The organism is Pseudomonas sp. GM17 (assembly GCF_000282175.2).
In the GTDB taxonomy this organism is placed as follows: domain Bacteria; phylum Pseudomonadota; class Gammaproteobacteria; order Pseudomonadales; family Pseudomonadaceae; genus Aquipseudomonas; species Aquipseudomonas chlororaphis.
Map to the genome: position 1 here is coordinate 2257029 of NZ_CP124732.1, position 24321 is coordinate 2281349.

Below are 24321 nucleotides of genomic sequence, written 5' to 3' on the forward strand. Positions count from 1 at the left end.
CAGGCGCCGTGCGCCGTCAACTGATCAAAGGAGGCCGATACCATGAGCTTCATGGCCACCCATCTGTCCCGCACCTGCCTCGCGCTGCTGCTCGGCCTGAGCGCCAGCGCGGCATTCGCCCAGTCCCCCGCGGAGTTTATCGATGACGCCTCGGCCAAGGGCATGGCCGACATCGAGGCCAGTCGCCTGGCCCACCAGAAGACCTCTTCCAAGGCGGTCAAGGACTACACCATCGTGGTCATCAACGACCGCACCACCGCCAACCAGCACCTGGCTAAAATCGCCAGGAAACTCGACCTGCCCGTGGCGCCCCGGGAAGAAGTGATCAACAAGGCCAAGGCGCTGATCCCCGAGGTTCCGGAAGGCGAAACCTTCGATGCCGCTTATGCCGAGAGCCAGGTCAAGGCCACCGAAGAAGCCATCGAACAGATCCAGCAACAGGCCGAAATCACCGAGGTCCCCGAACTCAAGGCCTTCGCCGAAGAGACCCTGCCGAAACTGCGCAATCACCTGCAAATGGCCAAGGCCCTCAAGGCTGGCCGGGCCCTGGATCAGTTGGATGGTTGAGCGGCGGTGTGCCGCCTCAGGTATTGACCAGCCAGCGAGCCTGGCGACTGCCGCGCCAGTTGAAGCTGCTCAGTGCCAGCAAGAGTAAGAGTATCGAGTAGATGGCGTAGGTTCCGAGCCTGTCGTAGGCCCAGCCTGCCAACAGAATGCCCACGAGCCCGGCAAAGCGGCTGATGAAGTCTATCGAGCCATACCAGCTACCAATGATTTCCTTGGGCACGGTGAGCTGGATGGCACTGGCAGTGGTACGGAAATACAGTGTGGTACCGAACTGGAATACGAACATGCCGGTGCCCGCGAGCCAGATATTGCCGCGCAGGCATAACGTGATGCAGACCCCCGAGATCATGATCAGGTGCGACAGCAATATCGTGCCCGGCACCCGGGAGGCCTGGCCACTGGCGCGCAAGGCGAGTCCGCCGGCTATGGCACCTGCCGCTCCAACGGAGAACAGGTAGCCGGTCTGCACTTCGGAAAACCCATGAAAGCCCCGCAGCAGGGGGACCCACAGGAGCGCCAGCACGCTGACCACCAGCAGGCAGGTGGCATAAGAGGCGAGGAAATAGCGCCAACGTGGAGCGCGCAATAGATCGATGGTGGCTCTCGAAGCGCCGGTGACACTTTCCTGGAAGCGTTGGGCAAACGAGGTGCTGGCAATATCGAGGGGCGAGGTTTGCCCATTCAAGGCACTCAGGCTGATCGTCAAGGCGAGCGCGGCCAGCATGAAGGCAATGGAGGCCAGTAGTGAGATCGACAAGCCGACGTTGAAAATGACCAGGGCCCCGATGACCGGCCCCAGGGTCCTGGCGACGCCATTGAAGGTGGCGAGCAGGCCGTTGATTCTGGGGATGTCGCCAGCAGTGAAAAGGAACGGGATCAAGGCAAACAGGATCAGCCGTGAGTACTGATGGATCAGGTCGACGAAGAAGGCAAAAAACCACACCCACTCCACGGAGCTGTCATAGATCCTGAGGACAGGAATGGCCAGGGCAAACACCGCGATGTTTACCAGTTGCGTGGCAATGAACAGTTTCCATTTGTTGAAACGATCGATAAAACCCGCGCCTAGCAAGGTCACGAGTATTTCAGCGCTATAGCCGATGGCGTAGGTGGTGGTAACGGCCAGCGTTGTTCCGCTGATGGAGTAGGCAAGGTTGGCGAATACCAGGTCGTAGATGGCTTCGGAAAGTATGAGTAATACCCCCAAGGCCACAAAGGACCAGACTGATCGCGCCGTTGAATTGAAAGAGGTGTGCACAGAAATTTAATCCGTTAAATTTTTATATGCCCGGTATCACGCAGCCAGGGCTTTGATATTGGCAGGCAAGAACGATTGGAGCTCTTCTATGCTGTTGAACTCCTTTTTGGCCGTAAGGCTATCCAGCGCAACAATTTCCATGGCTTGTATCTTGCCCAGGAGTGTACGCAGTGCTCCAGGTTCTTGCAGGTAAGGAGACAGGGCTTTCTCGAACGCGGCGAGAGCCAGAGACTCTTCTGCGTTTTGAGCCGAGCCAACCAGGTCAGCCAGCTCTTCTTTCCAGGATACTGCTTCTTGAGTTGCTTTCATGTGAATCTCCATGATGTCAGTAAGTTTGCAACTTGGGTGCACACCCCAAAAACTAAGTTACTTTCAGTGTCTGCTGCTCGAACTTGGCCATCTTGTACAGCAGGATGTCCGGGCAACGCATATCAGGTAGTTTGATATTTGGATAAGGCTGGTCGACAGCGAATGGAATCAAATCCTGGCCGAACATGGGAATGTCCGAGCGCGGCTCGTTCTGACTGACGAAGACTTCATGTTCACAACGAACCAATGTCGGTTTACTGCAATGGAACGTGTAGGCAATACCTTGCTCAATATGAATGCTGGTGCGTGGGTCACAAATGATCTGGAGAGACTTGTGCTGGCCGTAAGTGGCGGAGTCATGCCTGAGATCAATTAGGCTCAAGTCAATTTGCAGTTCCTGATTATTGAGGAAGGTATAGGTCTTTTTCGTTCTGGCGTGCCAGTAATACTGGTGAGGAGTGCCCGGAACGGACGCTGGAAGCACCAGGACGTCGGCCACGCAGGAGGCGGTATTGGGCACCAGCGTATAGGACCTGGCGCCAGTCAGGGCATAGCGGTTGCGTTTTATCCGTACGCCGCAGAACTCCTCGTCCGTAAGCCGTTCAGCGACGCTGTGGGCATCGTCCGACCAGGTCTTGGGCTCGAACATCACATACTGTTCGGTACCGCGGATGGTTACCGGATATCGAGCCAGATAGGACTTGGGGTTCTCCAGCAAAGACTGGGAAATCTTCGAAAGAAAACGATGGGCTTCATCGGGCAAGCGATATCGGTTGGCCTTGATCATTGGAAACTTTGCAAGTTCCGTAGTGCGCGGAACTGAAACAAGATCGTTGTCCAGGTTCCATGCTGTATTGTCTTGATCCGAGTGCCAGATTGGTTCGTCCCGGGTGACAATGTATTCCAGGTTATCGAAGGTATGAGCCACGCCTCGTGGAATGACCAAGTGTCGATACAGGCTTGGCGAGAATCTGAGTTGGACAATTTGATGGAAGCTAGGGCTGCCTTCTCGGCAATCGACAAAATAACCTTCTATTTTCTTGCCGTTGTCCCCCATGAATGTCAGGCGATCGTCCTGGCCGACATGTATGCCATAGGTGGAATAACTGAAGTCTGGTTCATGAGTGACGAAGTCCGATATGAGCGGCCCCTTGCTGGACATTAGTTTTCGACTGAACCAGCCATTTCCAGCATAGGTATTACTGACGGAGTTCTTTTCGAACCTGAGGCCTGGAATTAAAAAGTCGGCCTGATGAGTATCGTTGCCAATTTCCTCGAACATAGATCCCTCTTTCGACAGAAAAAACGTATCTGCACCAGCGTCTGTCCTGACGTCTTCGGTGTTGTTTATGTGAACGGCTGTGGTGCTGAGAAAGTGCTTGTCTGATGAAGGCTTGTCAATAAATTTCTTTGTGAGGTTTATGAGTTTTCTGATCGCCATCTTATGGTGCGCAGCGGCACAAAAATAGTGCGAATCATAAAAATCATATGGAACATTAAGTTATAGATCTGAATGTTTAAGATCTAGTATATGTTCTTTTGTTAAGTGCTTAGATCGAACCAAAGTGGGTCGCTCAAGAGAATGGACAGATGAAGGAAACAAACTTCTTTTCCTCAGACAATATCCGGTTTCCATCCCAGCATATTCCTTCATCCGATAAGACTTCAGCCCGCGGGCTGTCCAGGTCAGTGCGCGGCGTTCTGCCGGAACTGCCGTGGGCTGACGCCGGTCAGCGCCTTGAACTGGCGGCCTGCAGGTCGAGGGAGATGCCCTGGCGCAGCACGCGCCGGTCCTGCGCGGTAAGTCCTTGATCCCCGAGTTTCCGAAAGGCGAAGCCTTCGATGCCGCCTATGCCGAGAGCCAGGTCAAGGCCACCGAAGAAGCCATCGAACAGATCCAGCAACAGGCCGAAATCACCGAGGTCCCCGAACTCAAGGCCTTCGCCGAAGAGACCCTGCCGAAACTGCGCAATCACCTGCAAATGGCCAAGGCCCTCAAGGCTGGCCGACCTCTGGATCAGTTGGACGGCTGAGTGCCGTCCCACCACCGATGCGCCTTCTGGCCTAACCTGAAGGCGCACCGCGTCCGGTGTCGCCGTCTCTCCCTGGCATTTTCAGCATCGATTCAACTCGGCTTCTGCTGTTGCTCCGGCGGTAGTTCATCCAGCTTCAAGGGCTCGCCCTCGCCGATTTCCTTGTATTCCTGCCGCAGCTTCTCCAACTGCTTGAGATCCAGCCCATCCAGGCTCAGCAACGCATTGTGCGCATCCTTGGTGGCGCGCAGCAGTTCGTCGATCTTCAAGTGCAGGATGTCGTTGTCGCGGTTCTGGGTGTTCTGGATCAGGAACACCATCAGGAAGGTGATGATGGTGGTGGAGGTATTGATGATCAGCTGCCAGGTATTGTTAAAACCAAAGACCGGCCTGCTCATGCCCCAGATTGCAATCAATGCCAGCGCGATCAGAAAGGTCCCCGGACTGCCGGCCCACAGCGACAGCTTCTGCGAGAGTTTGGCGAATTTCATTGTCGTTTCCCCTGTGCGGCGGCATCTGAAATTCAGACAGCGGCGGTAGAGGGAAAATTCTTTTTATGATTGGCCCTCTGGCTGCAGTCAGGGGCTGCATCCGTTCGGTCGCCAGGGATCCTCTCCCGGCGTTCTTTCCAGGATAGGAGGAATCTTTCTTTGTGGCGGTTTGTGTCTAGTATCAATGGCAGTCAATTTGCCACCACGCTCATACATGGATCGGAACAGGTAAGAGGCCACTCATGGAATTTTTCGAGAAGTTAACCAGTCTTGCTGCCAAGGTACGTCTGCAGGGAGCAGCCATTCAGACGGAGGAAGCGACAAAAAATGCTTTTGTCATGCCCTTCATCAGCACGGTGTTGGGCTATGACGTATTCGATCCGACGGAGGTGACGCCAGAGTTTGTCTGCGATATAGGAACCAAGAAGGGCGAGAAGATCGATTACGCGATCATGAAGGAAGGGGAGGTCCAGATCCTCATCGAGTGCAAGAAGATCGGCGAGCCGTTGCATATCAATCATGCGTCGCAATTGTTTCGTTACTTCCATGTCACCAGCGCGCGGATTTCCATCCTTACCAACGGCCAGGTTTATAAGTTTTTCACCGACCTGGATGCTCCCAACAAAATGGATGAGAAACCTTTCCTTGAACTGGATCTGCTCGATATCGACGAGTATTCGGTACCAGAACTGACCAAGCTGACGAAGTCGTCTTTTGATGTGGAGTCGATTATCAGCGCGGCAGGTGAGCTGAAGTACGTCAGCCAGATCAAAAAAGTCATCGCTTCTCAAGTTAGTAAGCCAGACGATGACTTCGTCAAAGTCTTTGCATCGCGGGTATACGACGGAGTGATTACCCAAAAAGTCCGTGAGCAGTTTTATGAGCTGACTCGAAAAGCGGTGGGACAATTTCTCAATGATCAAATCAATGATCGTCTCAAGTCTGCAATGAGTGGTGCTATCCAGCCGTCTCTTTCGGTTGCCTCCGCTTCCGGAGTGGGGAGTGCCGATAACGATGATGTGGAGGCAGCGGACGATAAGGTGCTGACGACGTTGGAGGAGCTTGAGGGCTATCACATCGTACGTGCGGTGGTTCGCTCCGTGGTCGATGCCAAGCGAATCGTTCAGAGGGACACTCAGAGTTACTTCGGTATCTTGCTCGACGACAACAACCGAAAACCGATTTGCCGCCTGCATTTCAACCGTTCACAAAAGTACATCGGGATTTTTGACGAGGAAAAGAATGAGACACGTCATCCGATCAGCTCTGTCGATGAAATCTACGAGTATTCCGATCACCTGAAAAAAACCGTTGGGTATTACGACTAGGAATCTGCATTGGGTACGAGTTAAAAAAACCGGCGGGCTACGCCGGTTTTTTTTTGCCTGATTCACTCCCCGCCTTCGCTTGTCGAGAGCGGTATGGGCGGGGTAGCGGATTGGCCTCAGGGGCGGCTGATTTCGCGCTGGAACGCCGCTTGTGCCCGGGCGCAGGTGAGGATGCGGTAGCGCGTGCTGCGTGAGACGGTTTGGTCTCGAAAGCGCCGGTACACCGGCTGGAAGACGGTGCGATCCAGGTTGGGGTGCTCCGTGTTCAGGTACGCCTCGCAAAGTCGGTCGTAATCCTGCTGCGCGATGAAGCGCCGGAACCAGAAGCGGTAGAAGTAACCCAGCAGGAAACCCAGGCTGAAGTCGCGGTGGAGTACCGAGTGGGCGCAGCACTCGAAGTCGATCAGGCGCAGGTGGCCATCGGCGGCGAGCAGAATGTTTTTCGGGTGGGGGTCCATGTGCACGAAGTCGTCGTCGAGCATCTGGCCGAACAGCCGGAAGATCGCCGACAACAGGGTTTCAGCCTGCTCGGGATGGGCCAGCAGGCGGTCGTCGACGCTGCAATGATTCGCCCAGAAACCCACCAGCAAGTACTCTTCGCGCAGGAACGGAAAACGCCCCTTGTAGCCAAACGCCGAGACCTGGGGCGAGAGGGCGGATTTGCCCGATACCACCGACAGGTTGATGAATTCATTGGTCAGGTCGTGCAGGCCGAAGCTGCGCTTGAGGCCGAGGAAGTTCTGCAGCTGCTTTTTCCAGTGAGTCAGGCGGTTGCGCTTGAGCACCCATTGGCGTTCGCCTTCGAGCAGGAACACGCCCCGGGTGTCTTCCGGAATATCCAGCGTGGGATATTGCTCGGGCTTGGCCAGAAAACGCCGTATCAGCGGGTCCAGTTCGTGCCGATGGGATGGCTCGAAATGGAAGGTCACGCCATCGATCTGCTGTCGATGCAGCGTTCGGGTGAAGCTCCTGAGGTGAAGCATGTAGGGTTCCTGACCTGGGATTACGAACGAGGGGGCGCTGTGAGCCTGCGCTGAAACGCGAGCCGAAAGGGCGCGCATCATAATTCATCGCAAGTCCTGGCGTTCACGAAATTCATCCGGGTGCCTTCTGTGCCCTTGCGAGGGAAAAGGACCTCTGGCCGGCCACAGCCTGTTTTGGCCGGGGTTGGACCGAGTAGGCCGGTAGACGGGGTCAATGCGCGGCATTCTGCCTGCCGCAGGCCAGGATTTCGGACGACCCGTGTTAGTTGTCCACTTTCTGACAGCTGGGCACCGAAGGGTTGCTGGGGTTGGGAACCGCCATTCAGGCGGTGGCCTTGCGTGGAGTGGGGGGCCGTTGCCCTGGCCACTGATGAACCTGTAGAACACCACCGCGGTTTCGAAGCTCTGCGACAGGCTGGTTTCGCGCCAGCGGATCAGGTTGCTCTATCGACGAACACACACCTTCACACTCTAAAACAGAATTTTTCTGGAGGGCCCAGGTACTCGGGGTTACCGTGGATTGAAGAGCGCGACACAGGGGGCGCGAGCAGATTAGGAGTGAACACGATGTCCAGCGTTACGCAGTCCCGTACGGTCGCTCTCTATCATCAGGCAGAGGACCTTTTTTTCTCGGCCATTTCACAAAAAAACTGGCATTTTAACGATAGTCTTGCGGCGTACTGCACGGGTGTTGTCGCCAGCAGTCTGAACCTGCTGTTCGTCAAGCGAACAGGGCCGGACCTGGCCGTGGGGGTGCTTGCAGGCATCGGGTTTCTTGAACGCGCGGGGCTGCCTTTTTGTGTGGTTGTGCACGATAACCTGGTGGCGCAGGTCCGTGACCTGCTGCTGGAGCAGCACTTGTTGGAAGGCGATAGAACCACGTCGATGTGGGTCGATCTGAGCGTCCATGAATTGCCACCGGATGTGGCGGTGAGCTTCGACATTCGCTGTACCGATGAGCTGCTCGAGGATTGGGCCGATCCTGTGGAAAGTGCCTTCGAGTCGGGTGATGCGGGAGCGGGGCAATACCTGGCCCGGCATCGGGTGGCGCTGCAAAACGGCCAGCCGTTGATGCATTTCACCCTATATGAGCAGTCGCTGCCCGTCAGTTCGCTGACCCTGTCGTTGGGGCAGGCGGTGGCGCGTCTGGATGATATCGGCACCCGGCCCGAATACCAGGGCCGGGGCTATGCCAGCGCACTGATTCGACAAGCGCTGGCGTATGCGAAAAAACAGGGGGTGAGCCTGTGTGTGCTGGAGGCCTCCCAGGAGGGGCTGTCGATCTACCGGAAGGCGGGGTTCGACACTTTGTTCGGGTACACGACCTTTTACCGCGAATGAGCAGGTGGTGGGCAAACACTCCGCTCAATGCGCAGCGTTCTGCCGGAACTGCCGTGGGCTGACGCCGGTCAGCGCCTTGAACTGGCGGCTGAAGGCGCTGTGGTCGGTGTAGCCGCATTGCAGGGCGACGTCGGTGATCGGCAGTTCGCCGAGCAGCAGGCGCGAGGCGTGTTCCAGGCGCACCTTGTGAATCATCTGCCGTGGGGTGAGGTGGAAGATGCGTTTGCAGTAGCGCTCCAGCTGGGCGATGGACAGGTCGGCGATATGGGTCAGGTCGTCGAGGCGGATGGCTTCGTTGTAGTGCTCGCGGATATGCCGGTCCACCGCGGCCAGGCGTTGGTAGGCCGGGTGCGCGTCGCGGGCGGCCTGCAGGTCGAGGGAGATGCCGGCCATGCCGATGATCCGCCCGTCGCGCCCGTGCAGCGGCAGCTTGTGGGTCAGGCACCAGCCGGGTTCGCGGCTGCCGTACAAGTGCAGTTCCAGCTGGCCCTTGATGGTGACACCCTGGCGCAGCACGCGCTGGTCCTGCTCGGTATAGACCGGGCCGAGCACGGCGGGAAACACCTCGGCCGAGGTCTTGCCCAGCAGCGGCGCGACGTTCTTGAAGCCGCAGCGCTGGGCCAGGGTCAGGTTGGCGGTGAGGTAGCGGGCCTGCAGGTCCTTGATGAAAAACACCGCGTTGGGCAGGGTGTCGAGCAGCGGGATCACCAGGGCCATGCTGCCCAGCAGGCCGTGAATATCCTCGGGCGCCTGGCTGGCGATGGCTTCGGGCAGGCGGTGCAGCTGAGCGGTATCGATCATCAAGGGCTGCTCTTGTTGTGGGGCGGGGCGCGCCCCGCGACTTTGGGTCTACTGGCTCATCCTTGAATTGCGCGGCGCCGTTGGCGGGCGGCCCGTGGCAGCGGTCTGCGCTTCACTTCGCGCCGGGTGTCGGCGATTCCATCAGCAAGGTTTCGATCCGCGCCGGCACCAGGGGCGCTCGTGGCGTCGGCGCGGCCCAGCCGAACAGGGCCTGTGCCGCCGTGGCGCAGACTCGCCCCTGGCAGGCGCCCATGCCGCAGCGACTGTGCAGTTTGGCCTCGGCCCAGCTCACTTCGCCAGCTACCTCGGCGTAGGGCACATCCTCGCAGCGGCACAGCAGCGTATCAGGTCGCGACAGGCGCAGAAGCGCGGGTCGCAGGGCGAAGGTTTCCCGCACTCGCTCGGCGAAAACCTGCCAATGGGCCCGACGCTGGATCAGTGCGATGGCCTCCCGGGTCTGCCCGCTGGCGGCCAGCCCGGCGATCTCGCCTTCGACCCTCGCCAGTTCGCTGCCGCCGACCCCGGTGCATTCGCCGGCCGCGTAGACCTGGGCCAGGCTGGTGGCCTGGTAGCGATCCACGGCAATGGCATTGGCCTGCAGTTGGCAGCCGAGGTGGCTGGCCAGGGTGGTGTTGGGCACCAGCCCAAAACCGCAGGCGAGACGTTCGCAGGGTATTTCCCGAACCTGCTCGCCCTGCTGGATACGCACCGCTTGCAGGCGATCTTCGCCCAGGGCTTCGAGCACATGGGCGTTGTAGCGATAGGCCGTGGTGGCCAGCCCGGCGGCCTGGCCGAGCTTGGCCGGCCAGCGCCAGAGCCCGGCGGCGAATGTCGCCAGCGCGGCTAGCGGGGCCTGCTCCAGGACCGCCTCGACCCGGGCGCCGGCCTGGCGGGCGGTGGCGGCGCTGGCCAGCAGCAACGGCCCGCTGCCGGCGATGACCACGCGCTCGCCGGCCACGGCCAGGCCGTTTTTCAGCAGGGCTTGCAAAGCCCCGGCGCCCGTCACTCCGGGCAAGGTCCAACCGGGGAAGGGCAGCAGCAGTTCGCGGGCGCCGCAGCACAGGATCAGGCTCTGGTAGCGGACCAGCAAAGCCTGCTCGGCATTTTCCAGCAGCAGGGCATTGGCGCCGGCGTCGGCCACCACCCGGGTGCCCGGCAGGTAACGCAACCGAGGATGCTCCAGCACCTGCAAGGCGTTGCGGGCGATGCCGGCGAGCGTGACGCCGGGCCCGTTGCGCCAGATCTGGCCGCCGGGGCGCGGGTTGTCATCGAGCAGGATGATCGAGAGATCGCTGCGGCTCGCCGCCCGGGCCGCCGCGAGGCCGGCCGGGCCACTGCCGACGATAAGGATGTCGCAGCTCAGGCGCTGTTGACTCATGGCGTGCGCTCCACGTGCATGCCTTCGCGGCACAGGGTCTGGCAGGCCAGTTGGCGCCGGCCGTCGATGGTCATGCGGCATTCCTGGCAGATGCCCATGCCGCAGAAGGGCGCCCGGGGCTGGCCGATGCAGGAGGTTCGGGTACGTGGGTCGCCGCTGGCGGCGATGGCGGCGGCGACGCTCAGGCCATCGCCCACGGTCAGCGCCTGACGGTCCAGGTAAATGATCATGGGGCAGTTCCAGTCAGGGAGGCGGTCAGCTCGGCGAAGCGTTCGGGGCGATAGGCCTGGGCGTCGATATCCGGCCGTTCGCCGAGCAGCAATTGGGTCAGCAGCCGGCCGCTGCCGGGGGCGGTGGTGACGCCCAGGCCTTCATGCCCGACCGCCAGCCACAGGCCTGTGTGGCGTGGATGTTGGCCAAGGATCGGCAGGCCGTCCGGGGTGGCGGCGCGAAAGCCGGTCCAGGCGCGGATGCCGTTCAGTTGCGCCAGCCCCGGCAGATAGGCCACGGCCCGTTGCAGCATTGGGGTCAGTACTTCGGGCTCGATGGCCGGGTCGAGGCTGTCGAACTGCCGGGACGAGCCGATCAGCAATTGCCCGGTCGGCCGTGGCTGCACATTGAACGCCACCGAGGTGCCGTTGCTGGCGTGGGCGCTGGCGGCGTAGCCCAGTTCCACCAGTTGGTGGGACACCTGCCGGGGGTAACGATCGGTGATCAGCAAATGGCCTTTCTTCGGCCGCAGCGGCAACTCCGGCAGCAGGTTCTTCGCCGCCAGACCGTTGGCCAGCACCACGTACTCGGCACGCAGCACACGGCCGTCATCCAGCTCCACGCGGTGGTCGGCGATGGCGCTGACCGTGGCCCGCTCGCAGCTGATCCCTGGCGTGTTGTGCAACAGCCAGTGGGCGGTGGCCGGGGCGTAGAGAATGCCGTCGCCGGGGATCTTCAGGGCGCCGCCAAGCCCTTTGCGCAACAGAGGTTCGAGTGCAGCCAGGGTCGCGCTGTCGAGCAATTCGCCCGCCACTCCGTGCTGGGCCAGGTTGATTTGCTTGGCCCGGGCCAGGTCCATTTCCGCAGCGTCCGCGGCCAGCCACAGGGTGCCGCAATTGCGGTAGGCGCAGGTGGCCGGCAGTTGCGCGCGCAGCTGGTTCCACAGGCCGATGGAGTAGTGACTCAGCGCCAGTTCGGCGCGGTTGTCGTCCATCGCCACCAGGTGGCCCATGCCCGCGCCGGTGGCGCCGCCGCTGGCGTTGTCGAGCACCCGTACCCGCAGGCCGCGGCGGGCCATTTCATGGGCGCAGGCGGCCCCGACTATGCCGCCGCCAATCACCAGGACGTCGGCTTCGGCCGGCTGGCTCACGAGACGATGCCCCAGCCGAAAGGATCGCTGTCTTCGATCAGCAAGGTGGCTTCGGCGCTGATGTGGGCGGTGCCGCGGATGGTCGGGATGACCTGCTCGCCTGCCTGCTCGTAGCTGGCGCTGAACTGGCTGCCGATCACGCTGGCCTGACGCCAAATCGCCCCGGGCGCGAGTTTGCCGTCGGCGGCCAGGCAGGCCAGCTTGGCGCTGGTGCCGGTGCCGCAGGGGGAGCGGTCGTAGGCCTTGCCGGGGCACAGCACGAAGTTGCGGCTGTCGGCCTGCGGGTCGTCGGCGAACAGCTCGATATGGTCGATCACACCATCGTCGGCGCCGCTGATGCCGGCGGTCTCCAGGGCTTCGCGCACGGCCCAGGTGTAGTGGGTCAGGGCTTCGACGTTATCCAGGGCGATGCGCTGGCCATGCTCGCTGATCAGGAAGAACCAGTTGCCGCCCCAGGCGATATCGCCACGGACTTTGCCGTGGCCGGGCAGTTGCAGTTCGACGCCGCTGCGGTATCGGTAGGCCGGCACGTTGCGCACGCTGACCGAGAGGTCGTCGTGCAGGGTGGCGCTGACGGTGCCCACCGGGGTTTCGATGCGGTGCACGCCGGGTTCGATGCGCCCCAGGTGATACAGCGAACGCACCAGGCCGATGGTGCCGTGGCCGCACATGCCCAGGTAACCGCTGTTGTTGAAGAAGATCACCCCGGCACAGGCATCCGCCGCCTGGGGTTCGCACAGCAGGGCCCCCACCAGCACATCGCTGCCCCGTGGTTCCAGCACGCAGGCCGTGCGCCAGCGATCGTGGCGTGCTTGCAGGATCGCCAGCCGTTCGGCCATCGAGCCGTTGCCCAGGTCGGGAAAGCCGTCGACAACCAGGCGAGTCGGCTCGCCCCCCGTATGTGAATCGATGACGGTTATTTTTTTCATGGCAGCACCTGACGGAAAAGGCCTACAGAGTGGCTCGGGAAAGGGCCGCATCGCTTGTGGGTTTTCTCTGCGGCGGATGACGAAATCGGCACAGGTGTGCGGTGCGGCTGCTGGTGCAGGAGATTTCAGGCAGGTCGAAGGAGGCGCAATGGACGGAAAAGGTCGGTGGGCGATTGGGTAAATGTGCCGATTTCGTCTTGCTTGAGCGGGAAAAACCTCAAGCTGCGAGGCGGTGAAAGGCGGAATCTGTTTTTCGTTTCCAACGCCTGTCGGCCCCGACCGACTCAACCCATAAGGACAAGACCATGAGCCGTAAAGCCATCCACTGGAGCGGTGTGTTCCCTGCCGTCAGCACCCAGTTCAAACCCGACTTTTCCCTGGACCTGGACGCCACCCACAGCGTCATGCGCAATCTGGTGGCCGACGGTGTGTCGGGCCTGGTGGTGTGCGGCACCGTGGGCGAAAACACCTCGCTGAGCACCGCGGAAAAACTCTCGGTGATCGAGGTCGCCAAGGACGCCGCCGGCGGCCGCGTACCGGTGATCGCCGGGATCGCCGAGTTCACCACCGAGTTCGCCCGCAACACCGTGCGCGAAGCGGCCAAGGTCGGGGTCGACGGGGTGATGGTCATGCCGGCCCTGGTGTATTCGGCCAAGTCCCATGAAACCGCCGCGCACTTTCGCGCCATTGCCACCGGCACCGACCTGCCGGTGATGGTCTACAACAACCCGCCGATCTACAAAAACGACGTCACCCCGGACGTGTTGATCGCCCTGCAGGACTGCGAAAACATCGTCTGCTTCAAGGACTCCTCCGGCGACACCCGGCGCTTCATCGATCTGCGCAATGCCGTGGGCGACCGCTTCGTGCTGTTCGCCGGCCTGGATGACGTGGTAGTGGAAAGCATCGCCGTCGGCGCCGAAGGCTGGGTCTCCGGGATGTCCAACGCCTTCCCGAAAGAGGGCGAAACCCTGTTCCGCCTGGCCAGGGAAAAACGCTTCGAGGAAGCCCTGGCGCTGTACCGCTGGTTCATGCCGCTGCTGCACCTGGATGCGCGTCCGGACCTGGTGCAGTGCATCAAGCTCTGCGAGGAACTGGTCGGTCGCGGTTCCTCGATCACCCGCCCGCCGCGCCTGGCCCTGCAGGGCGAGACCCTGGCCGAGGTCAAGGCGATAGTCGCCAAGGCCCTGGCCGAGCGTCCGCAGTTGCCGGACGTCGGTCTGTAAGCCAGCCGACAGACCGCCCCCGCGCAGTGGCTCGCGGGGGCGGCCTGGTCCACGAGAAGAACCATCAGGCACTCGCGCAGTGCCGTGTTTCACCCCGTCGGCAGCCTGCTCGCAGGAGGCCGGCGCGACATTCGATCTGCCTACTCCAATAACTCAATAAGAAGGCGCGCCTATGTCAGGCCAAGGCAAATTCAAGAAACAGCTCTCTCTGGTTGACCTCACCTTCATCGGCCTGGGGGCGATCTTCGGTTCCGGCTGGTTGTTCGCCGCCAGCCATGTCTCGGCCATCGCCGGGCCGGCGGGGATCTTCTCCTGGCTGCTCGGCGGTTTCGCCGTCCTGCTGCTGGGCATCGTCTATTGCGAACTGGGCGCGGCCCTGCCGCGAGCGGGCGGGGTGGTGCGTTATCCGGTGTTCTCCCATGGGCCGCTGCTGGGCTACCTGATGGGCTTCATCACGTTGATCGCGTTTTCCAGCCTGGTGGCCATTGAAGTGGTGGCGGCGCGGCAATACGCAGCGGCCTGGTTTCCGGGGCTGACCCATGCCGGCAACAGCAACCCGACCCTGCTCGGCTGGCTGGTGCAGTTCGCCCTGTTGTGCCTGTTCTTCTGGCTCAACTACTCCAGCGTCAAGACCTTCGCCAAGTCCAACAACCTCATCAGCCTGTTCAAGTTCGTCGTGCCGCTGCTGGTCATCGGCGTGCTGTTCACCTTCTTCAAAGCGGAGAATTTCCACGTCCAGGGCTTTGCTCCCTTCGGGCTGTCCGGCATCGAAATGGCGGTCTCCGCCGGCGGCATCATCTTCGCCTACCTGGGCCTGACGCCGATCATTTCGGTGGCCAGCGAAGTGCGCAATCCACAGCGCACCATTCCCATCGCGCTGATCCTTTCGGTCCTGCTCTCGACCCTGATCTACGGCCTGCTGCAACTGGCGTTCCTCGGCAGCATTCCCACCGACATGCTGGCCAACGGCTGGAGCAGCATCAGCAAGCAATTCTCCCTGCCGTACCGCGACATCGCCCTGACCCTGGGCGTCGGCTGGCTGGCCTACCTGGTGGTGGCCGACGCGGTGATTTCCCCCAGCGGCTGCGGCAACATCTACATGAACGCCACGCCACGGGTGGTGTACGGCTGGGCGAAGACCGGGACCTTCTTCAAGATCTTCACTCGCATCGACGAGCAGTCCGGCATCCCGCGCCCGGCGCTGTGGCTGACCTTCGGCCTGTCGGTGTTCTGGACCTTGCCGTTCCCGTCCTGGGAAGCGCTGATCAATGTGGTGTCGGCGGCCCTGGTGCTGAGTTACGCGATTGCCCCGATCAGCGTGGCGGCGCTGCGCAAGAGTGCGCCGGACCTGCCGCGGCCGTTCCGGGTCAGTGGCTTCGGCCTGTTGGGGCCGGTGTCCTTCGTCATCGCCGCGCTGATCGTCTACTGGTCCGGCTGGAGCACGGTGTCTTGGCTGCTGGGCCTGCAGATCCTGATGTTCGTCATCTACCTGGGCTGCAGGCGCCTGGTGCCCACCGACCACCTGAGCCTGACCGAACAGGTGCGCTCGTCCCTGTGGCTGATCGCCTTTTACGCCCTGACCATGGTCATTTCCTACCTGGGCAGCTTCGGCGGGATCGGTGTGCTCACTCACCCCTACGACACCCTGGTCGTCACCCTCATGGCCCTGTGCATTTACTACTGGGGCGCCAACACCGGGGTGCCAGGCAGCAAGCTGCTGTTGGAAGGGGCAGACGAATGAGCACGGACCAGGCATCCATTCAGCTCACGCCATTTATTCAGAGAGGTAACCCATGCCTGTAACAGGACAACTGCTGATCGGCCAAACCCGCGTGCGGGGTGGCCACGGCGAAGTGCATGCGCTGGCTGCCGCCACCGGCGAGATCCTGGCGCCGGGTTTTGGCGGCGCCGGCCCGAACGACCTGGAACGCGCCTGTGCCCTGGCCGAGGCGGCATTCGACCGCTACCGGGAAACCAGCCTGGAACAACGGGCGGCTTTTTTGGAGAGCATCGCCGGCAACATCCTCGCCCTCGGTGATGAGCTGATCGAGCGCTGCATGAGCGAGACCGGCCTGCCCCGTGCCCGCCTGGAAGGCGAGCGCGGGCGCACCGTAGGCCAGCTGCGTTTGTTCGCGGCGGTGGTGCGCGATGGCAGCTTTCTGGAGGCGCGCATCGACCCGGCCCAGCCGGAGCGCCAACCCTTGCCCAAGGTGGATCTGCGCCTGCGCCAGATCGCCATCGGGCCGGTGGCGGTGTTCGGTGCCTCGAACTTTCCCCTGGCGTTTTCCGTGGCCGGCGGCGACACCGCCTCGGCGCTGGCCGCCGGTTGCCCGGTGGTGGTCAAGGCGCATTCGGCGCACCCCGGTACTTCGGAACTGGTAGGGCAGGCGATCCAGCAGGCGGTGCACAGCCACGGGCTGCCGGAAGGGGTGTTCTCCCTGCTGTTCGATGCCGGCCGCAGCATTGGCCAGGGGCTGGTGGCGGACAGTCGGATCAAGGCCGTGGGCTTTACCGGTTCGCGCAACGGCGGCGTGGCGTTGATGAAGATCGCCGCGGCCCGCGAGGAGCCGATTCCGGTCTATGCCGAGATGAGTTCGATCAACCCGGTGCTGCTGTTGGCCAACGCGCTGGCGGAGCGCGGCGAAGCCATCGCCCAGGCCTTTGTCGGCTCCCTGACCCTGGGCGCCGGCCAGTTCTGCACCAACCCGGGTTTGCTCCTCGCGGTCGACAGCCCGGCGTTGCGCGCATTCGAAGCCGCGGCGGCAGCCGCGCTCAAGCTGGCGCCGGCGCAGACCATGTTGACGCCAGGTATTCATGGCAGCTACTGCCAGGGCGTCGAGCGGCTGCTGCGGCATGCCGAGGTGGAGCCCTTGGGGCAGGGCGCCGATGGCCAGCGCTATCAGGCCCGTGCCGCGCTGTTCGCCACATCGGCCGAGGCCTTTATGGCCCGCACTGCACTGCGCGAGGAGGTCTTCGGCCCGGCCTCGTTGATCGTGCGCTGTACCGATGCGGCCCAGATGAGAGCGCTGTTGGCGAGCCTGGAAGGTCAGCTGACCATCGCCCTGCACCTGAGTGACGACGACCATCCGCAAGCCCGGGAACTGTTGCCGTTGCTGGAGCGCAAGGCCGGCCGCCTGCTGGTCAACGGTTTTGGCACCGGTGTCGAAGTTGGCCATGCCATGGTCCATGGCGGGCCGTTCCCCGCCACCTCGGATACGCGCACCACCTCGGTGGGCAGCCTGGCGATCCAGCGTTTCCTGCGCCCGGTGTCGTACCAGGACTTGCCGCCAGCATTGCTGCCGCAGGCTTTGTGCAACGACAACCCTTGGCAGGTTCCGCAGCGCCTCAACGGCGAGCGGCTGACTTGAGTCGTTGCTTGTAGCCGCTGCCGCAGGCTGCGATCAGGCCGCAGGCCTGCGGCGTTCTCACCTTCAACCCCATAGGGCCGGGTTTCCCGGCCCCCACGGTTTTTATCGGAGCACAAGCCCCATGTCCGATCTCGTCACTCTTTCCCTCGCCGAAGTCCATGACCTGTCCCTCAAGGTGCTGACCCGCCACGGCCTGTCCAATGCCCATGCCCGGGCCATTGCCGAGGTCATCACCCAGGGACAGCGCGACGAGTGCCATTCCCACGGGGTGTACCGCCTGCTGGGGTGTGTGCGCTCCGTGCGCGAGGGCCAGGTCGACCCGCTGGCTGAGCCGAGCCTGCGGCCTATTTCCGCGGGCGTACTGGAGGTGGATGCGCACTACGGTTATTCCCTGCTGGCGTTCCAGACCGGCTTGCCATTGCTGGCGGAAAAGGCCCGTAGCCAGGGGCTGGCGGCCATGGCGATCAAGCGGTGCTTCCACTTCTCCGCTCTGTGGCCGGAGGTCGAGGCCATCGCCGCCGAGGGGCTGGTGGGCATCGCCATGAACCCCAGCCACAGCTGGGTGGCGCCGGCCGGCGGCAGCAAGCCGGTGTTTGGCACCAACCCCCTGGCGTTCGCCTGGCCACGGCCGGCGGGCCAGCCGTTCGTGTTCGACTTCGCCACCAGCGCCATCGCCCGCGGCGATATCGAACTGCACGCGCGCCAAGGCAAGGCCATCCCCGAACACTGGGCTATCGATTCCCAGGGCCAACCGACTACAGATGCCAGGGCAGCCCTGCAAGGCGCCATGCAAACCTTCGGCGGGCACAAGGGTTCAGCCCTGGCGGCGATGATCGAACTGCTGGCCGGCGCGCTGATCGGCGACCTCACCAGCGCCGAGTCCATGGCCTTCGACGCTGGCGTCGGCGCCGCGCCTTGCCATGGCGAGCTGATCCTGGCGTTCGATCCGCAGGTGTTTCTGGGGCAGGACTACGAGAAGGGTTTGGAACGCGCCGAAGGACTGTTCGCAGCCATCACGGGGCAGGGCGCGCGGCTGCCGTCGCAGCGGCGTTTCGAAGCCAGGGCCCGCAGCGCGCAACACGGCGTAAAGATCCCCCGCGCGCTGTTCAACGATATCCAGGCGCTGTTGGCGCAGTAACCGCGATTCTTGTAGCGAGCAAGCTCATCTACAGAGGGGCCGTAATCGTTCAACAAGTGATCGTTTCAGTTCCGGGCTATGAATGAACGTCTTCTTGAATCGGCATACCGATGCAGCGCTCGAATATCTGATTCAGATGGTGATCATTGCCGTGGAATGAACTGATGTTGGCTGCAACCCATTCCTGTTGGTCAACCGCCCACCAATCGATTTCATAGCCGGCGTTGACGATGATCCATTCGAAAAGGATGCGTTGGGTTCGCCCGTTGCCTTCCCTGAAGGGATGCAGGACGTTGATCGTTCCGTAAGACTCGGCGCAGGCAACTACCAGCTGTTCACGTGAATAACCGTCAAACCAGCCTGCAGCCTTGAGCCGGCTGAATTCTTTGGTCGCTTCCGGTTCGATGCGCTCGGGGATACAGAACTGATTGCCACCCTTGCTGATCTTCACTGTTCTCAGTTCGCCTGCCCAACTGTAGATCCGCGAAAACAGCGTGTGATGGATGTCTTTCAAGGTTGCCAGACTGTAGGGCGGTTCCTGGAATTCGAACTGCGTTGCGCACTTCTCGGTGAGATAGCGTTCTGCCTCGTTGAGGTCTCGCTCATCACGCAAATCCAGGAGGTTTTTCAGGACATCGGTTCCCGGGTAGCAATCCGGGTCATGGCCAACGCCGTACTTGTCGGTATTCACACTTTGAGTTGTTGAACGGCTTTGAGTGCTGCTTTGCGGGAGGGCAGTTTGCATTCCTCATCGTTGAGCGATGTGGCGAAACCTTCAAGGCGCAGACTGGCGCTGAAGTTGGATTTACGATGCTTGGCGAAGTAGGCTTTTTTAGCTTGAAAACTCAGCTTTTCCATATCCGGCCCCTCTGTGCGAGTGATGGGAAATTATAGCTGATAGCAGGGGGGACTTTGTTATCGTTCATCGCTCGTTTCAATCTTCCTGAATACGGATATCCAGTTGATGAACCTTCACTTCGAAACCCCCAACCTGTTGCTGCGCCCGCGTACCCTCGAACACTTCGAGGCGTGCATCGCCATGGACCTCGATCCGCACGTCACCCGTTACCTTCCCGGCCCCTGGGACGGTGGCGAGGAGCACCGCGATTTCGTGCGTTCGCGTATGGAGCGCGATTTTGGTGAGCACTGCGGCTATTGGGCGATCTTTGCCAAGTCCGCGCCGCAGGAGTTTCTCGGCTGGGTGTCGTTCATTCCCTACGAGGCTGTCGGCCCGGAACTGGAAATGGGCTGGCGCCTGGTGCGCCGGGCGTGGGGCAGGGGTGTTGCGTCCGAGGCGGCGGGGCGCATCGTCGAGCACGCTTTTCTCGGGGCAAGGGTCGAGCGCATCGTCGCCGATGCCCATGCCTTGAACGAGGCCTCGCTGGGGGTGGCGCGCAAGCTGGGTTTTCGTTTTGTGCGCGATGGCGAGTTCGAGGGACTGCCGAGCAAGTTTTTCGAGATGACCCGGGCGGATTTCGACGCCCGAGGACGTTGATCTGCCGCCGCTGACTGGCCGTTTGTCGCCACCCGGCTGTCGCTATCTGCCGGCCGCTGTCAGGTTCAGCAAGCAGACAGTTTCGAGCTGTTAAAACACGTCTTACGCCTGGCAGGAGCCGGGTGGTTGCAGGGGGCGTTGTCAGCAGTTCAAACGTCGGCGTCAAGCGCCGGGGAGGCAGCATGTTGTTACGTTACACGGCTCTGGTGGCGGTGGTCGTAGTGGCCTCCGGGTGTGTGCAGGAACGGGTGGTGCATGAGCGGCGGGTGGTCGAACGCGCGGCGCCGGTGGAATACGCCGAGGTGGTTGCGCCGCAGCCACCGCCGGTGCGGGTCATCGAAGTCGAGCCCATGCATCGCCCGGGTTATGTCTGGTCCCGGGCTTACTGGCACTGGGATGGCCGGCAGTATGTGGCGGTCCAGGGTCACTGGGAGCCGTTGCGTCCCGGGTACCATTATGTGCACCCGTTCTGGGAGCGTCGCGGCGATGGCTGGCACCTGCATGCGGGTGGCTGGGCCAGTTGAGCGAAGGCGAACCGGCACACAGGCAAACCTATGAAAACGACCCGAACGGGTCGTTTTTTTTGCGCTCGCAGAACGCTGCATGCCTTGGCGTCAGGAGCGCCACGAACCTTCGGGCAGTTCGACTTCTCGTTGCGCCTGTGCCAGGGCCGCGCGCAGCCCCGGTTTATCCAGCGGGATGCAGTAGGCCGGTTTGGCCCGTTCGAAACGCCAGCTGTCCGCCAGGCCGCCGCCATCGACCGTGTCGAAACCCAGCTCGTCGAGCAATTGCACGACCTGCGCCTTGGCCTGCGGATCGTCGCCGGCAATCGGCAGGGCGCGGCGATCAGGGGCGCCACTGGAGCGGGCGTCGGTCAGCAGGTCCTGGGCGAGGATGGCATTGAACACCTTCACCACCCTGGCGCCTTCGAGGTGTTCGGCGAGCAATTGGCTGGTGGTGGTTTCGAAGCGGTCCAGGGCTTCGATATGGCCGTCGCGGTTTGGGTAATAGTTATTGGCGTCCAGCACCGTCTTGCCGGCCAGCAGGGCCGCGGGGAGGCTACGGTAATGGGCCAGCGGGATGGCCACCAGCACCAGCTCGCCGAACTGTACGGCGTCTTCGACGCTGCCGATGCGGCTGCCGCGAATGCCGCTGGCCACGCTGCTCATGGTCTGCGGGCCGCGGGAGTTGCTGAGCATCGCCTCATGCCCCGCCGCCAGGGCCAGTTGCGCCACGGCGCGCCCGATAAAACCTGCTCCGATAATGCCGATACGCATGTCCATGCTCCGTTGAAAGGGTCGAGCGGCTATGATGATTCGCCACCAGATGGCGATAAATAAGCGCCTGGTACTTGGTCTCGTTACTGGGAGTGTTGAATGATGGATCGTCTGACCAGCATGGAGGCCTTTGTCGCGGCCGCCGAAAGCGGTTCCTACGCTCGTGCGGCGACCCGCCTGGGACTGTCGCCGCAGATGGTCGCCAAGCATGTGGCGGCGCTGGAGCAGCGGCTGGGCGCGCGCCTGCTCAACCGCACCACGCGCCGGCAGAGCCTGACCGAGCTGGGCAGTGCCTACCTCGAGCGCTGCAAGCACATCCTCGGCGAAGCCCAGGCTGCCGATTCCCTGGCGCAGATCATGAACGCCACGCCCCGGGGCAAGTTGCGCATCAGTGCGCCGGTGACCTTCGGCTCCTACAGCCTCATGCCGTTCGTGACGGCGTTTTTGCGCGAGCATCCGCAGGTGGAAATCGACCTGCACCTCACCGATCGCTACATCGACCTGGTGGAGGAGGGCTACGAGGCGGCCTTTCGTATCGGCCCGCTGGCCGATTCCAGCCTGACCGCCAGGCCGCTGGCGCCCTATCGCCTGATCGCCTGCGCGGCACCTGCCTACCTCGCCGCCCGGGGCACGCCACGGGTGCCGGCCGATCTCGAACAGCATGAGTGCCTGGGGTACGCCTACTGGTCGCGGCCGGCGGACAACCAATGGCAGTTCCGCCGCGACGGCCAGGTACATGAGGTTCAGGTGCGCAGCCGCTTGCAGGTCAACGAGAGCAAGGCCCTGCTGTCGGCGGCCGTGGATGGCTTCGGCATCGTCTTGGGGCCGGCGGATTTTCTCGAACCGGCGCGGGCCGCGGGGGAGTTGGTGCAGTTGCTACCCGGCTATGAGGCGCCGAGTCGCGCCATGCATCTGCTGTACCGGCCGGACCGGCAGATGACCGCCAAGCTGCGGCACTTCGTCGATGCGGCGATCGCTCGTTTCGGCGCCTGAGAGCAACGTCGAAAACCGTCGAAGCGCTCTAGACCGAAGCTCTTGAGAACCAAGCTTTTTTGTAACCAATACCGTTCGTCCGACGGATGGGTTTGGCAAGCGCCTGCCCGTCAGTCATTCTGGTGGCCGGGATGTCCTAATGCCACTATCGCTTTCATCCCCGTCGCTCCCCCTCCAGCCTCCCTGCGAATAGGTTGTTTATTGTGATGATCGCGTTGTCCCGGCCCGAGGTCGTGTATGCCCGATAAGGCGATTGCCGAGGAGCGGCGCCTGGCCGCCCTGCATGCCCTAGAGTTGCTGGACACCGCCAGTTGCGAGAATTTCGACCGGATCTGCCGCATGGCGGCCGAGTACTTCAAGGTGCCTACCGCCTTGATCAGCCTGGTGGACCGTGATCGTCAGTGGTTCAAGTCGCGGGTGGGTTTCGATGAGCCGCAGACCCCCATCAGCCAGTCGTTCTGCGCCTTCACGGTGCAAGGCCGCGAAGTGCTGGAGGTGCGCAACGCGGCGCTCGATCCGCGCTTCCAGGACAACCCACTGGTGACCCGAGGCCAGGGCATCCGCTTTTACGCCGGGGCGCCGCTGTTGACCGCGTCCGGTTATGCCATCGGCAGCCTGTGCATCATCGACAAGGTCGAGCAGCAGTTGAGCATCGTCGAACGCCAGCAGTTGCGGGACATGGCGGCGATGGTCATGGAGCAGGTCGAGCAGCGCCAGCGCCAGCGTCGTCGCGACCCGGTCAGCGGCCTGGCCAATCGCGAGCAGTTCCAGAGCGACCTGCGTGACCTGGTCGAGCACCACATCGGCGAACAGCGCGTGCTGGTGCTGATCGATGCCCTGGACATGAAGGTGGCCCACGAACTGACCCTGGCCCTGGGGCTGGCGCCTTTCGAGACCATCATCCGTTTTCTCGCGCTGCGTTTGCAGGAGTACCTGGGGCGGCATGTGCGGGTCTATCACGTGTCGGTCAAGCGCTTCGGCTTCCTGCTGCCGGCGCCGGCCGAGGGGCTCGATAGACTGCTCGATGCGCTGGTCAGTCGCCTGCGTCGCCAGCCGCCCGGGCTGGGGTTTCCCATGATTCCCACGGTCTGCGCCGGAACCGTGGAGTTCGAGATCGATACCCAGTCGGTGGACGATGCCTTGCGCAAGGCCATGTTCGCCCTGGAGCTGGCCATGGCCGGGCGCAGTTTCTGGGCGCATTACGATGCCGGGCGCGATCACGCCCAGCGCCGCGCGTTCAACCTGGCGTCGGACCTCAACGACGCCTTGCGCAGTGGCCAGATCTACCTGATGTTCCAGCCACGCTTCGCCCTGCCCGACGGAGCCCAGGTCAGTGCCGAAGCCTTGCTGCGCTGGGAACATCCGTGGCTGGGGCCGATCTCGCCCGCCGAGTTCATTCCGGTGATGGAGCGCAACGGCCTGATTCATCAGGTGACCCGCTGGGTCATCGATACGGTGTTGAGCAAGTTGCGCACCTGGGGCCTGCCCGAGAGCTGCAAGCTGTCGATCAATCTGTCGCCCAAGGATTTCGAGGACCAGGATATCGCCGAGCTGATCCGCCGCGCCTGTGAGCTGCATGGCATCGACCCACGGCGGCTCGAAGTGGAGATCACCGAGGGCGAGTGGCTGCGTTCCAACCCGAATGTCCTGGCGCAATTGACGCGCATTCGCGAGCTGGGCATGGACGTGGCCATCGATGATTTCGGCACTGGCTACAGCAACTTTGCCTACCTGCACCAGATCCCGGCCAACGTGGTGAAACTCGACAAATCGATGATCACCGACCTTGAGCGCAACACCCAGCACCAGAAGATCACCCGCTCGATCATCAGCCTGGCCCGCGAGCTGGGTTATCGCACCGTGGCCGAGGGCATCGAGAGTTTCAAATGTTTGCAGATGCTCTACACGTTCGGTTGCGATGAAGCCCAGGGTTATTTCCTCGCCAGGCCGATGCTGCAGGAACGCTTCCTGGCCTGGAGCGGGGCGAACCGGTTCCCGTTGCAGCTTTGCGTCTAGGGCAGGCCTGCTGCTCGCCGGCGAGGCTGT

The 24321-nt window shown here is 62.2% G+C and carries 24 protein-coding genes and 2 pseudogenes; 12 read left to right on the plus strand and 14 right to left on the minus strand.

All coding sequences use genetic code 11. From position 1 onward, the window contains the following. The first annotated feature begins 42 nt into the window (after positions 1 to 42). Positions 43 to 567 (plus strand): DUF4142 domain-containing protein, encoded by a 525-nt coding sequence (locus PMI20_RS10175; protein WP_284172396.1) that lies wholly within the window; start codon positions 43 to 45, stop codon positions 565 to 567. A gap of 16 nt (positions 568 to 583) precedes the next feature. On the opposite strand, the gene PMI20_RS10180 is transcribed toward PMI20_RS10175, so the two are convergent. From PMI20_RS10180 to PMI20_RS10190, 3 genes are read right to left on the minus strand one after another with little or no spacing between them, the layout of a single operon-like run. Continuing rightward, positions 584 to 1825 (minus strand): MFS transporter, encoded by a 1242-nt coding sequence (locus PMI20_RS10180; RefSeq protein ID WP_007923787.1) that lies wholly within the window; start codon positions 1823 to 1825, stop codon positions 584 to 586. A 36-nt stretch (positions 1826 to 1861) separates the two neighbouring features. Then, on the minus strand, positions 1862 to 2134 hold the full coding sequence (locus tag PMI20_RS10185) for a hypothetical protein (protein WP_007923785.1): 273 nt from the start codon (positions 2132 to 2134) through the stop codon (positions 1862 to 1864). Positions 2135 to 2186: 52 nt separating this feature from the next. Next, entirely contained in the window at positions 2187 to 3575 is a 1389-nt protein-coding gene (locus PMI20_RS10190) for a dTDP-4-dehydrorhamnose 3,5-epimerase family protein (protein WP_238543413.1), read from the minus strand. Positions 3576 to 3936: 361 nt separating this feature from the next. Here PMI20_RS10190 and PMI20_RS10195 point away from each other — a divergent pair. Then, a pseudogene (locus tag PMI20_RS10195) lies at positions 3937 to 4167 on the plus strand (DUF4142 domain-containing protein); the annotation flags it as partial. Between the two features lie 92 nt (positions 4168 to 4259). Here PMI20_RS10195 and PMI20_RS10200 read toward each other — a convergent pair. Beyond that, positions 4260 to 4658, minus strand: a complete 399-nt coding sequence (locus tag PMI20_RS10200) for a low affinity iron permease family protein (RefSeq protein WP_007922754.1) — start codon at positions 4656 to 4658, stop codon at positions 4260 to 4262. Positions 4659 to 4900: 242 nt separating this feature from the next. On the opposite strand from PMI20_RS10200, the gene PMI20_RS10205 reads away from it, so the two are divergent. Then, entirely contained in the window at positions 4901 to 5986 is a 1086-nt protein-coding gene (locus PMI20_RS10205; protein ID WP_007922752.1) for a type I restriction endonuclease, read from the plus strand. 116 nt (positions 5987 to 6102) lie between these two features. Here the strand turns inward: PMI20_RS10205 and PMI20_RS10210 are convergent, their stop codons facing one another. Next, positions 6103 to 6969, minus strand: coding sequence for a phosphotransferase (locus tag PMI20_RS10210; protein WP_007922751.1), 867 nt, complete (start codon positions 6967 to 6969; stop codon positions 6103 to 6105). A 265-nt stretch (positions 6970 to 7234) separates the two neighbouring features. Then, a pseudogene (locus tag PMI20_RS10215) lies at positions 7235 to 7410 on the minus strand (AidA/PixA family protein); the annotation flags it as partial. 126 nt (positions 7411 to 7536) lie between these two features. Between PMI20_RS10215 and PMI20_RS10220 the strand changes: the two are divergent. Continuing rightward, entirely contained in the window at positions 7537 to 8310 is a 774-nt protein-coding gene (locus PMI20_RS10220) for a GNAT family N-acetyltransferase (protein WP_007922749.1), read from the plus strand. 24 nt (positions 8311 to 8334) lie between these two features. Here PMI20_RS10220 and PMI20_RS10225 read toward each other — a convergent pair whose 3' ends face one another. The 5 genes from PMI20_RS10225 to PMI20_RS10245 form a co-directional block, all read right to left on the minus strand. Next, complete coding sequence (locus PMI20_RS10225) at positions 8335 to 9111, minus strand: AraC family transcriptional regulator (RefSeq protein ID WP_007922747.1); 777 nt, start codon at positions 9109 to 9111, stop codon at positions 8335 to 8337. A 112-nt stretch (positions 9112 to 9223) separates the two neighbouring features. After that, positions 9224 to 10489, minus strand: coding sequence for an NAD(P)/FAD-dependent oxidoreductase (locus PMI20_RS10230; protein WP_007922742.1), 1266 nt, complete (start codon positions 10487 to 10489; stop codon positions 9224 to 9226). Next, the gene (locus PMI20_RS10235) at positions 10486 to 10719 is read right to left on the minus strand and encodes a 2Fe-2S iron-sulfur cluster-binding protein (protein ID WP_007922741.1); all 234 of its coding nucleotides are present in this window, start codon (positions 10717 to 10719) and stop codon (positions 10486 to 10488) included. Before PMI20_RS10235 ends, PMI20_RS10230 begins: the two co-directional genes overlap by 4 nt. Next, positions 10716 to 11849, minus strand: a complete 1134-nt coding sequence (locus PMI20_RS10240) for an NAD(P)/FAD-dependent oxidoreductase (RefSeq protein ID WP_007922740.1) — start codon at positions 11847 to 11849, stop codon at positions 10716 to 10718. Before PMI20_RS10240 ends, PMI20_RS10235 begins: the two co-directional genes overlap by 4 nt. Continuing rightward, positions 11846 to 12778, minus strand: a complete 933-nt coding sequence (locus PMI20_RS10245; RefSeq protein WP_007922739.1) for a 4-hydroxyproline epimerase — start codon at positions 12776 to 12778, stop codon at positions 11846 to 11848. The genes PMI20_RS10240 and PMI20_RS10245 overlap by 4 nt, the downstream gene beginning before the upstream one ends. Before the next feature lie 305 nt (positions 12779 to 13083). On the opposite strand from PMI20_RS10245, the gene PMI20_RS10250 reads away from it, so the two are divergent. The 4 genes from PMI20_RS10250 (at position 13084) to PMI20_RS10265 (ending at position 18510) form a co-directional block, all read left to right on the plus strand. Then, the gene (locus PMI20_RS10250; protein ID WP_007922738.1) at positions 13084 to 14004 is read left to right on the plus strand and encodes a dihydrodipicolinate synthase family protein; all 921 of its coding nucleotides are present in this window, start codon (positions 13084 to 13086) and stop codon (positions 14002 to 14004) included. 172 nt (positions 14005 to 14176) lie between these two features. Continuing rightward, the gene (locus PMI20_RS10255; RefSeq protein WP_007922737.1) at positions 14177 to 15745 is read left to right on the plus strand and encodes an APC family permease; all 1569 of its coding nucleotides are present in this window, start codon (positions 14177 to 14179) and stop codon (positions 15743 to 15745) included. A gap of 52 nt (positions 15746 to 15797) precedes the next feature. Then, on the plus strand, positions 15798 to 17372 hold the full coding sequence (locus PMI20_RS10260; protein ID WP_007922736.1) for an aldehyde dehydrogenase (NADP(+)): 1575 nt from the start codon (positions 15798 to 15800) through the stop codon (positions 17370 to 17372). Between the two features lie 121 nt (positions 17373 to 17493). Next, entirely contained in the window at positions 17494 to 18510 is a 1017-nt protein-coding gene (locus PMI20_RS10265; RefSeq protein ID WP_007929429.1) for an Ldh family oxidoreductase, read from the plus strand. 76 nt (positions 18511 to 18586) lie between these two features. On the opposite strand, the gene PMI20_RS10270 is transcribed toward PMI20_RS10265, so the two are convergent. Further along, positions 18587 to 19201 (minus strand): Fic/DOC family protein, encoded by a 615-nt coding sequence (locus PMI20_RS10270; protein WP_007929427.1) that lies wholly within the window; start codon positions 19199 to 19201, stop codon positions 18587 to 18589. Continuing rightward, complete coding sequence (locus PMI20_RS10275; RefSeq protein WP_007929425.1) at positions 19198 to 19368, minus strand: YhfG family protein; 171 nt, start codon at positions 19366 to 19368, stop codon at positions 19198 to 19200. Before PMI20_RS10275 ends, PMI20_RS10270 begins: the two co-directional genes overlap by 4 nt. A gap of 106 nt (positions 19369 to 19474) precedes the next feature. Between PMI20_RS10275 and PMI20_RS10280 the strand changes: the two genes are divergently transcribed. Both PMI20_RS10280 and PMI20_RS10285 read left to right on the plus strand, forming a co-directional pair. Beyond that, positions 19475 to 20005, plus strand: a complete 531-nt coding sequence (locus PMI20_RS10280) for a GNAT family N-acetyltransferase (RefSeq protein WP_007929424.1) — start codon at positions 19475 to 19477, stop codon at positions 20003 to 20005. A gap of 182 nt (positions 20006 to 20187) precedes the next feature. Beyond that, complete coding sequence (locus PMI20_RS10285; protein WP_007929423.1) at positions 20188 to 20529, plus strand: YXWGXW repeat-containing protein; 342 nt, start codon at positions 20188 to 20190, stop codon at positions 20527 to 20529. A gap of 90 nt (positions 20530 to 20619) precedes the next feature. Here PMI20_RS10285 and PMI20_RS10290 read toward each other — a convergent pair whose 3' ends face one another. After that, positions 20620 to 21282, minus strand: coding sequence for an NADPH-dependent F420 reductase (locus PMI20_RS10290; RefSeq protein WP_007929422.1), 663 nt, complete (start codon positions 21280 to 21282; stop codon positions 20620 to 20622). A 102-nt stretch (positions 21283 to 21384) separates the two neighbouring features. Here PMI20_RS10290 and PMI20_RS10295 point away from each other — a divergent pair, with 102 nt between their 5' ends. After that, positions 21385 to 22275: a LysR family transcriptional regulator gene (locus PMI20_RS10295; RefSeq protein ID WP_007929421.1), complete on the plus strand. Its 891-nt coding sequence runs from the start codon at positions 21385 to 21387 to the stop codon at positions 22273 to 22275. Positions 22276 to 22512: 237 nt separating this feature from the next. Beyond that, positions 22513 to 24291, plus strand: coding sequence for a sensor domain-containing phosphodiesterase (locus PMI20_RS10300; protein ID WP_007929420.1), 1779 nt, complete (start codon positions 22513 to 22515; stop codon positions 24289 to 24291). Positions 24292 to 24321: the final 30 nt, after the last annotated feature.

What these genes read in the sequence shown, in the direction of transcription:
- PMI20_RS10260 (WP_007922736.1), top strand. Translation starts at nt 15,798, where the DNA reads ATGCCTGTAACAGGACAACTGCTGATCGGCCAAACCCGCGTGCGGGGT.
- PMI20_RS10175 (WP_284172396.1), top strand. Translation starts at nt 43, where the DNA reads ATGAGCTTCATGGCCACCCATCTGTCCCGCACCTGCCTCGCGCTGCTG.
- PMI20_RS10210 (WP_007922751.1), bottom strand. Translation starts at nt 6,969, where the DNA reads ATGCTTCACCTCAGGAGCTTCACCCGAACGCTGCATCGACAGCAGATC.
- PMI20_RS10230 (WP_007922742.1), bottom strand. Translation starts at nt 10,489, where the DNA reads ATGAGTCAACAGCGCCTGAGCTGCGACATCCTTATCGTCGGCAGTGGC.
- PMI20_RS10300 (WP_007929420.1), top strand. Translation starts at nt 22,513, where the DNA reads ATGCCCGATAAGGCGATTGCCGAGGAGCGGCGCCTGGCCGCCCTGCAT.
- PMI20_RS10255 (WP_007922737.1), top strand. Translation starts at nt 14,177, where the DNA reads ATGTCAGGCCAAGGCAAATTCAAGAAACAGCTCTCTCTGGTTGACCTC.
- PMI20_RS10235 (WP_007922741.1), bottom strand. Translation starts at nt 10,719, where the DNA reads ATGATCATTTACCTGGACCGTCAGGCGCTGACCGTGGGCGATGGCCTG.
- PMI20_RS10290 (WP_007929422.1), bottom strand. Translation starts at nt 21,282, where the DNA reads ATGCGTATCGGCATTATCGGAGCAGGTTTTATCGGGCGCGCCGTGGCG.
- PMI20_RS10185 (WP_007923785.1), bottom strand. Translation starts at nt 2,134, where the DNA reads ATGAAAGCAACTCAAGAAGCAGTATCCTGGAAAGAAGAGCTGGCTGAC.
- PMI20_RS10285 (WP_007929423.1), top strand. Translation starts at nt 20,188, where the DNA reads ATGTTGTTACGTTACACGGCTCTGGTGGCGGTGGTCGTAGTGGCCTCC.
- PMI20_RS10295 (WP_007929421.1), top strand. Translation starts at nt 21,385, where the DNA reads ATGGATCGTCTGACCAGCATGGAGGCCTTTGTCGCGGCCGCCGAAAGC.
- PMI20_RS10220 (WP_007922749.1), top strand. Translation starts at nt 7,537, where the DNA reads ATGTCCAGCGTTACGCAGTCCCGTACGGTCGCTCTCTATCATCAGGCA.
- PMI20_RS10280 (WP_007929424.1), top strand. Translation starts at nt 19,475, where the DNA reads ATGAACCTTCACTTCGAAACCCCCAACCTGTTGCTGCGCCCGCGTACC.
- PMI20_RS10225 (WP_007922747.1), bottom strand. Translation starts at nt 9,111, where the DNA reads ATGATCGATACCGCTCAGCTGCACCGCCTGCCCGAAGCCATCGCCAGC.
- PMI20_RS10205 (WP_007922752.1), top strand. Translation starts at nt 4,901, where the DNA reads ATGGAATTTTTCGAGAAGTTAACCAGTCTTGCTGCCAAGGTACGTCTG.
- PMI20_RS10190 (WP_238543413.1), bottom strand. Translation starts at nt 3,575, where the DNA reads ATGGCGATCAGAAAACTCATAAACCTCACAAAGAAATTTATTGACAAG.
- PMI20_RS10265 (WP_007929429.1), top strand. Translation starts at nt 17,494, where the DNA reads ATGTCCGATCTCGTCACTCTTTCCCTCGCCGAAGTCCATGACCTGTCC.
- PMI20_RS10275 (WP_007929425.1), bottom strand. Translation starts at nt 19,368, where the DNA reads ATGGAAAAGCTGAGTTTTCAAGCTAAAAAAGCCTACTTCGCCAAGCAT.
- PMI20_RS10245 (WP_007922739.1), bottom strand. Translation starts at nt 12,778, where the DNA reads ATGAAAAAAATAACCGTCATCGATTCACATACGGGGGGCGAGCCGACT.
- PMI20_RS10200 (WP_007922754.1), bottom strand. Translation starts at nt 4,658, where the DNA reads ATGAAATTCGCCAAACTCTCGCAGAAGCTGTCGCTGTGGGCCGGCAGT.
- PMI20_RS10250 (WP_007922738.1), top strand. Translation starts at nt 13,084, where the DNA reads ATGAGCCGTAAAGCCATCCACTGGAGCGGTGTGTTCCCTGCCGTCAGC.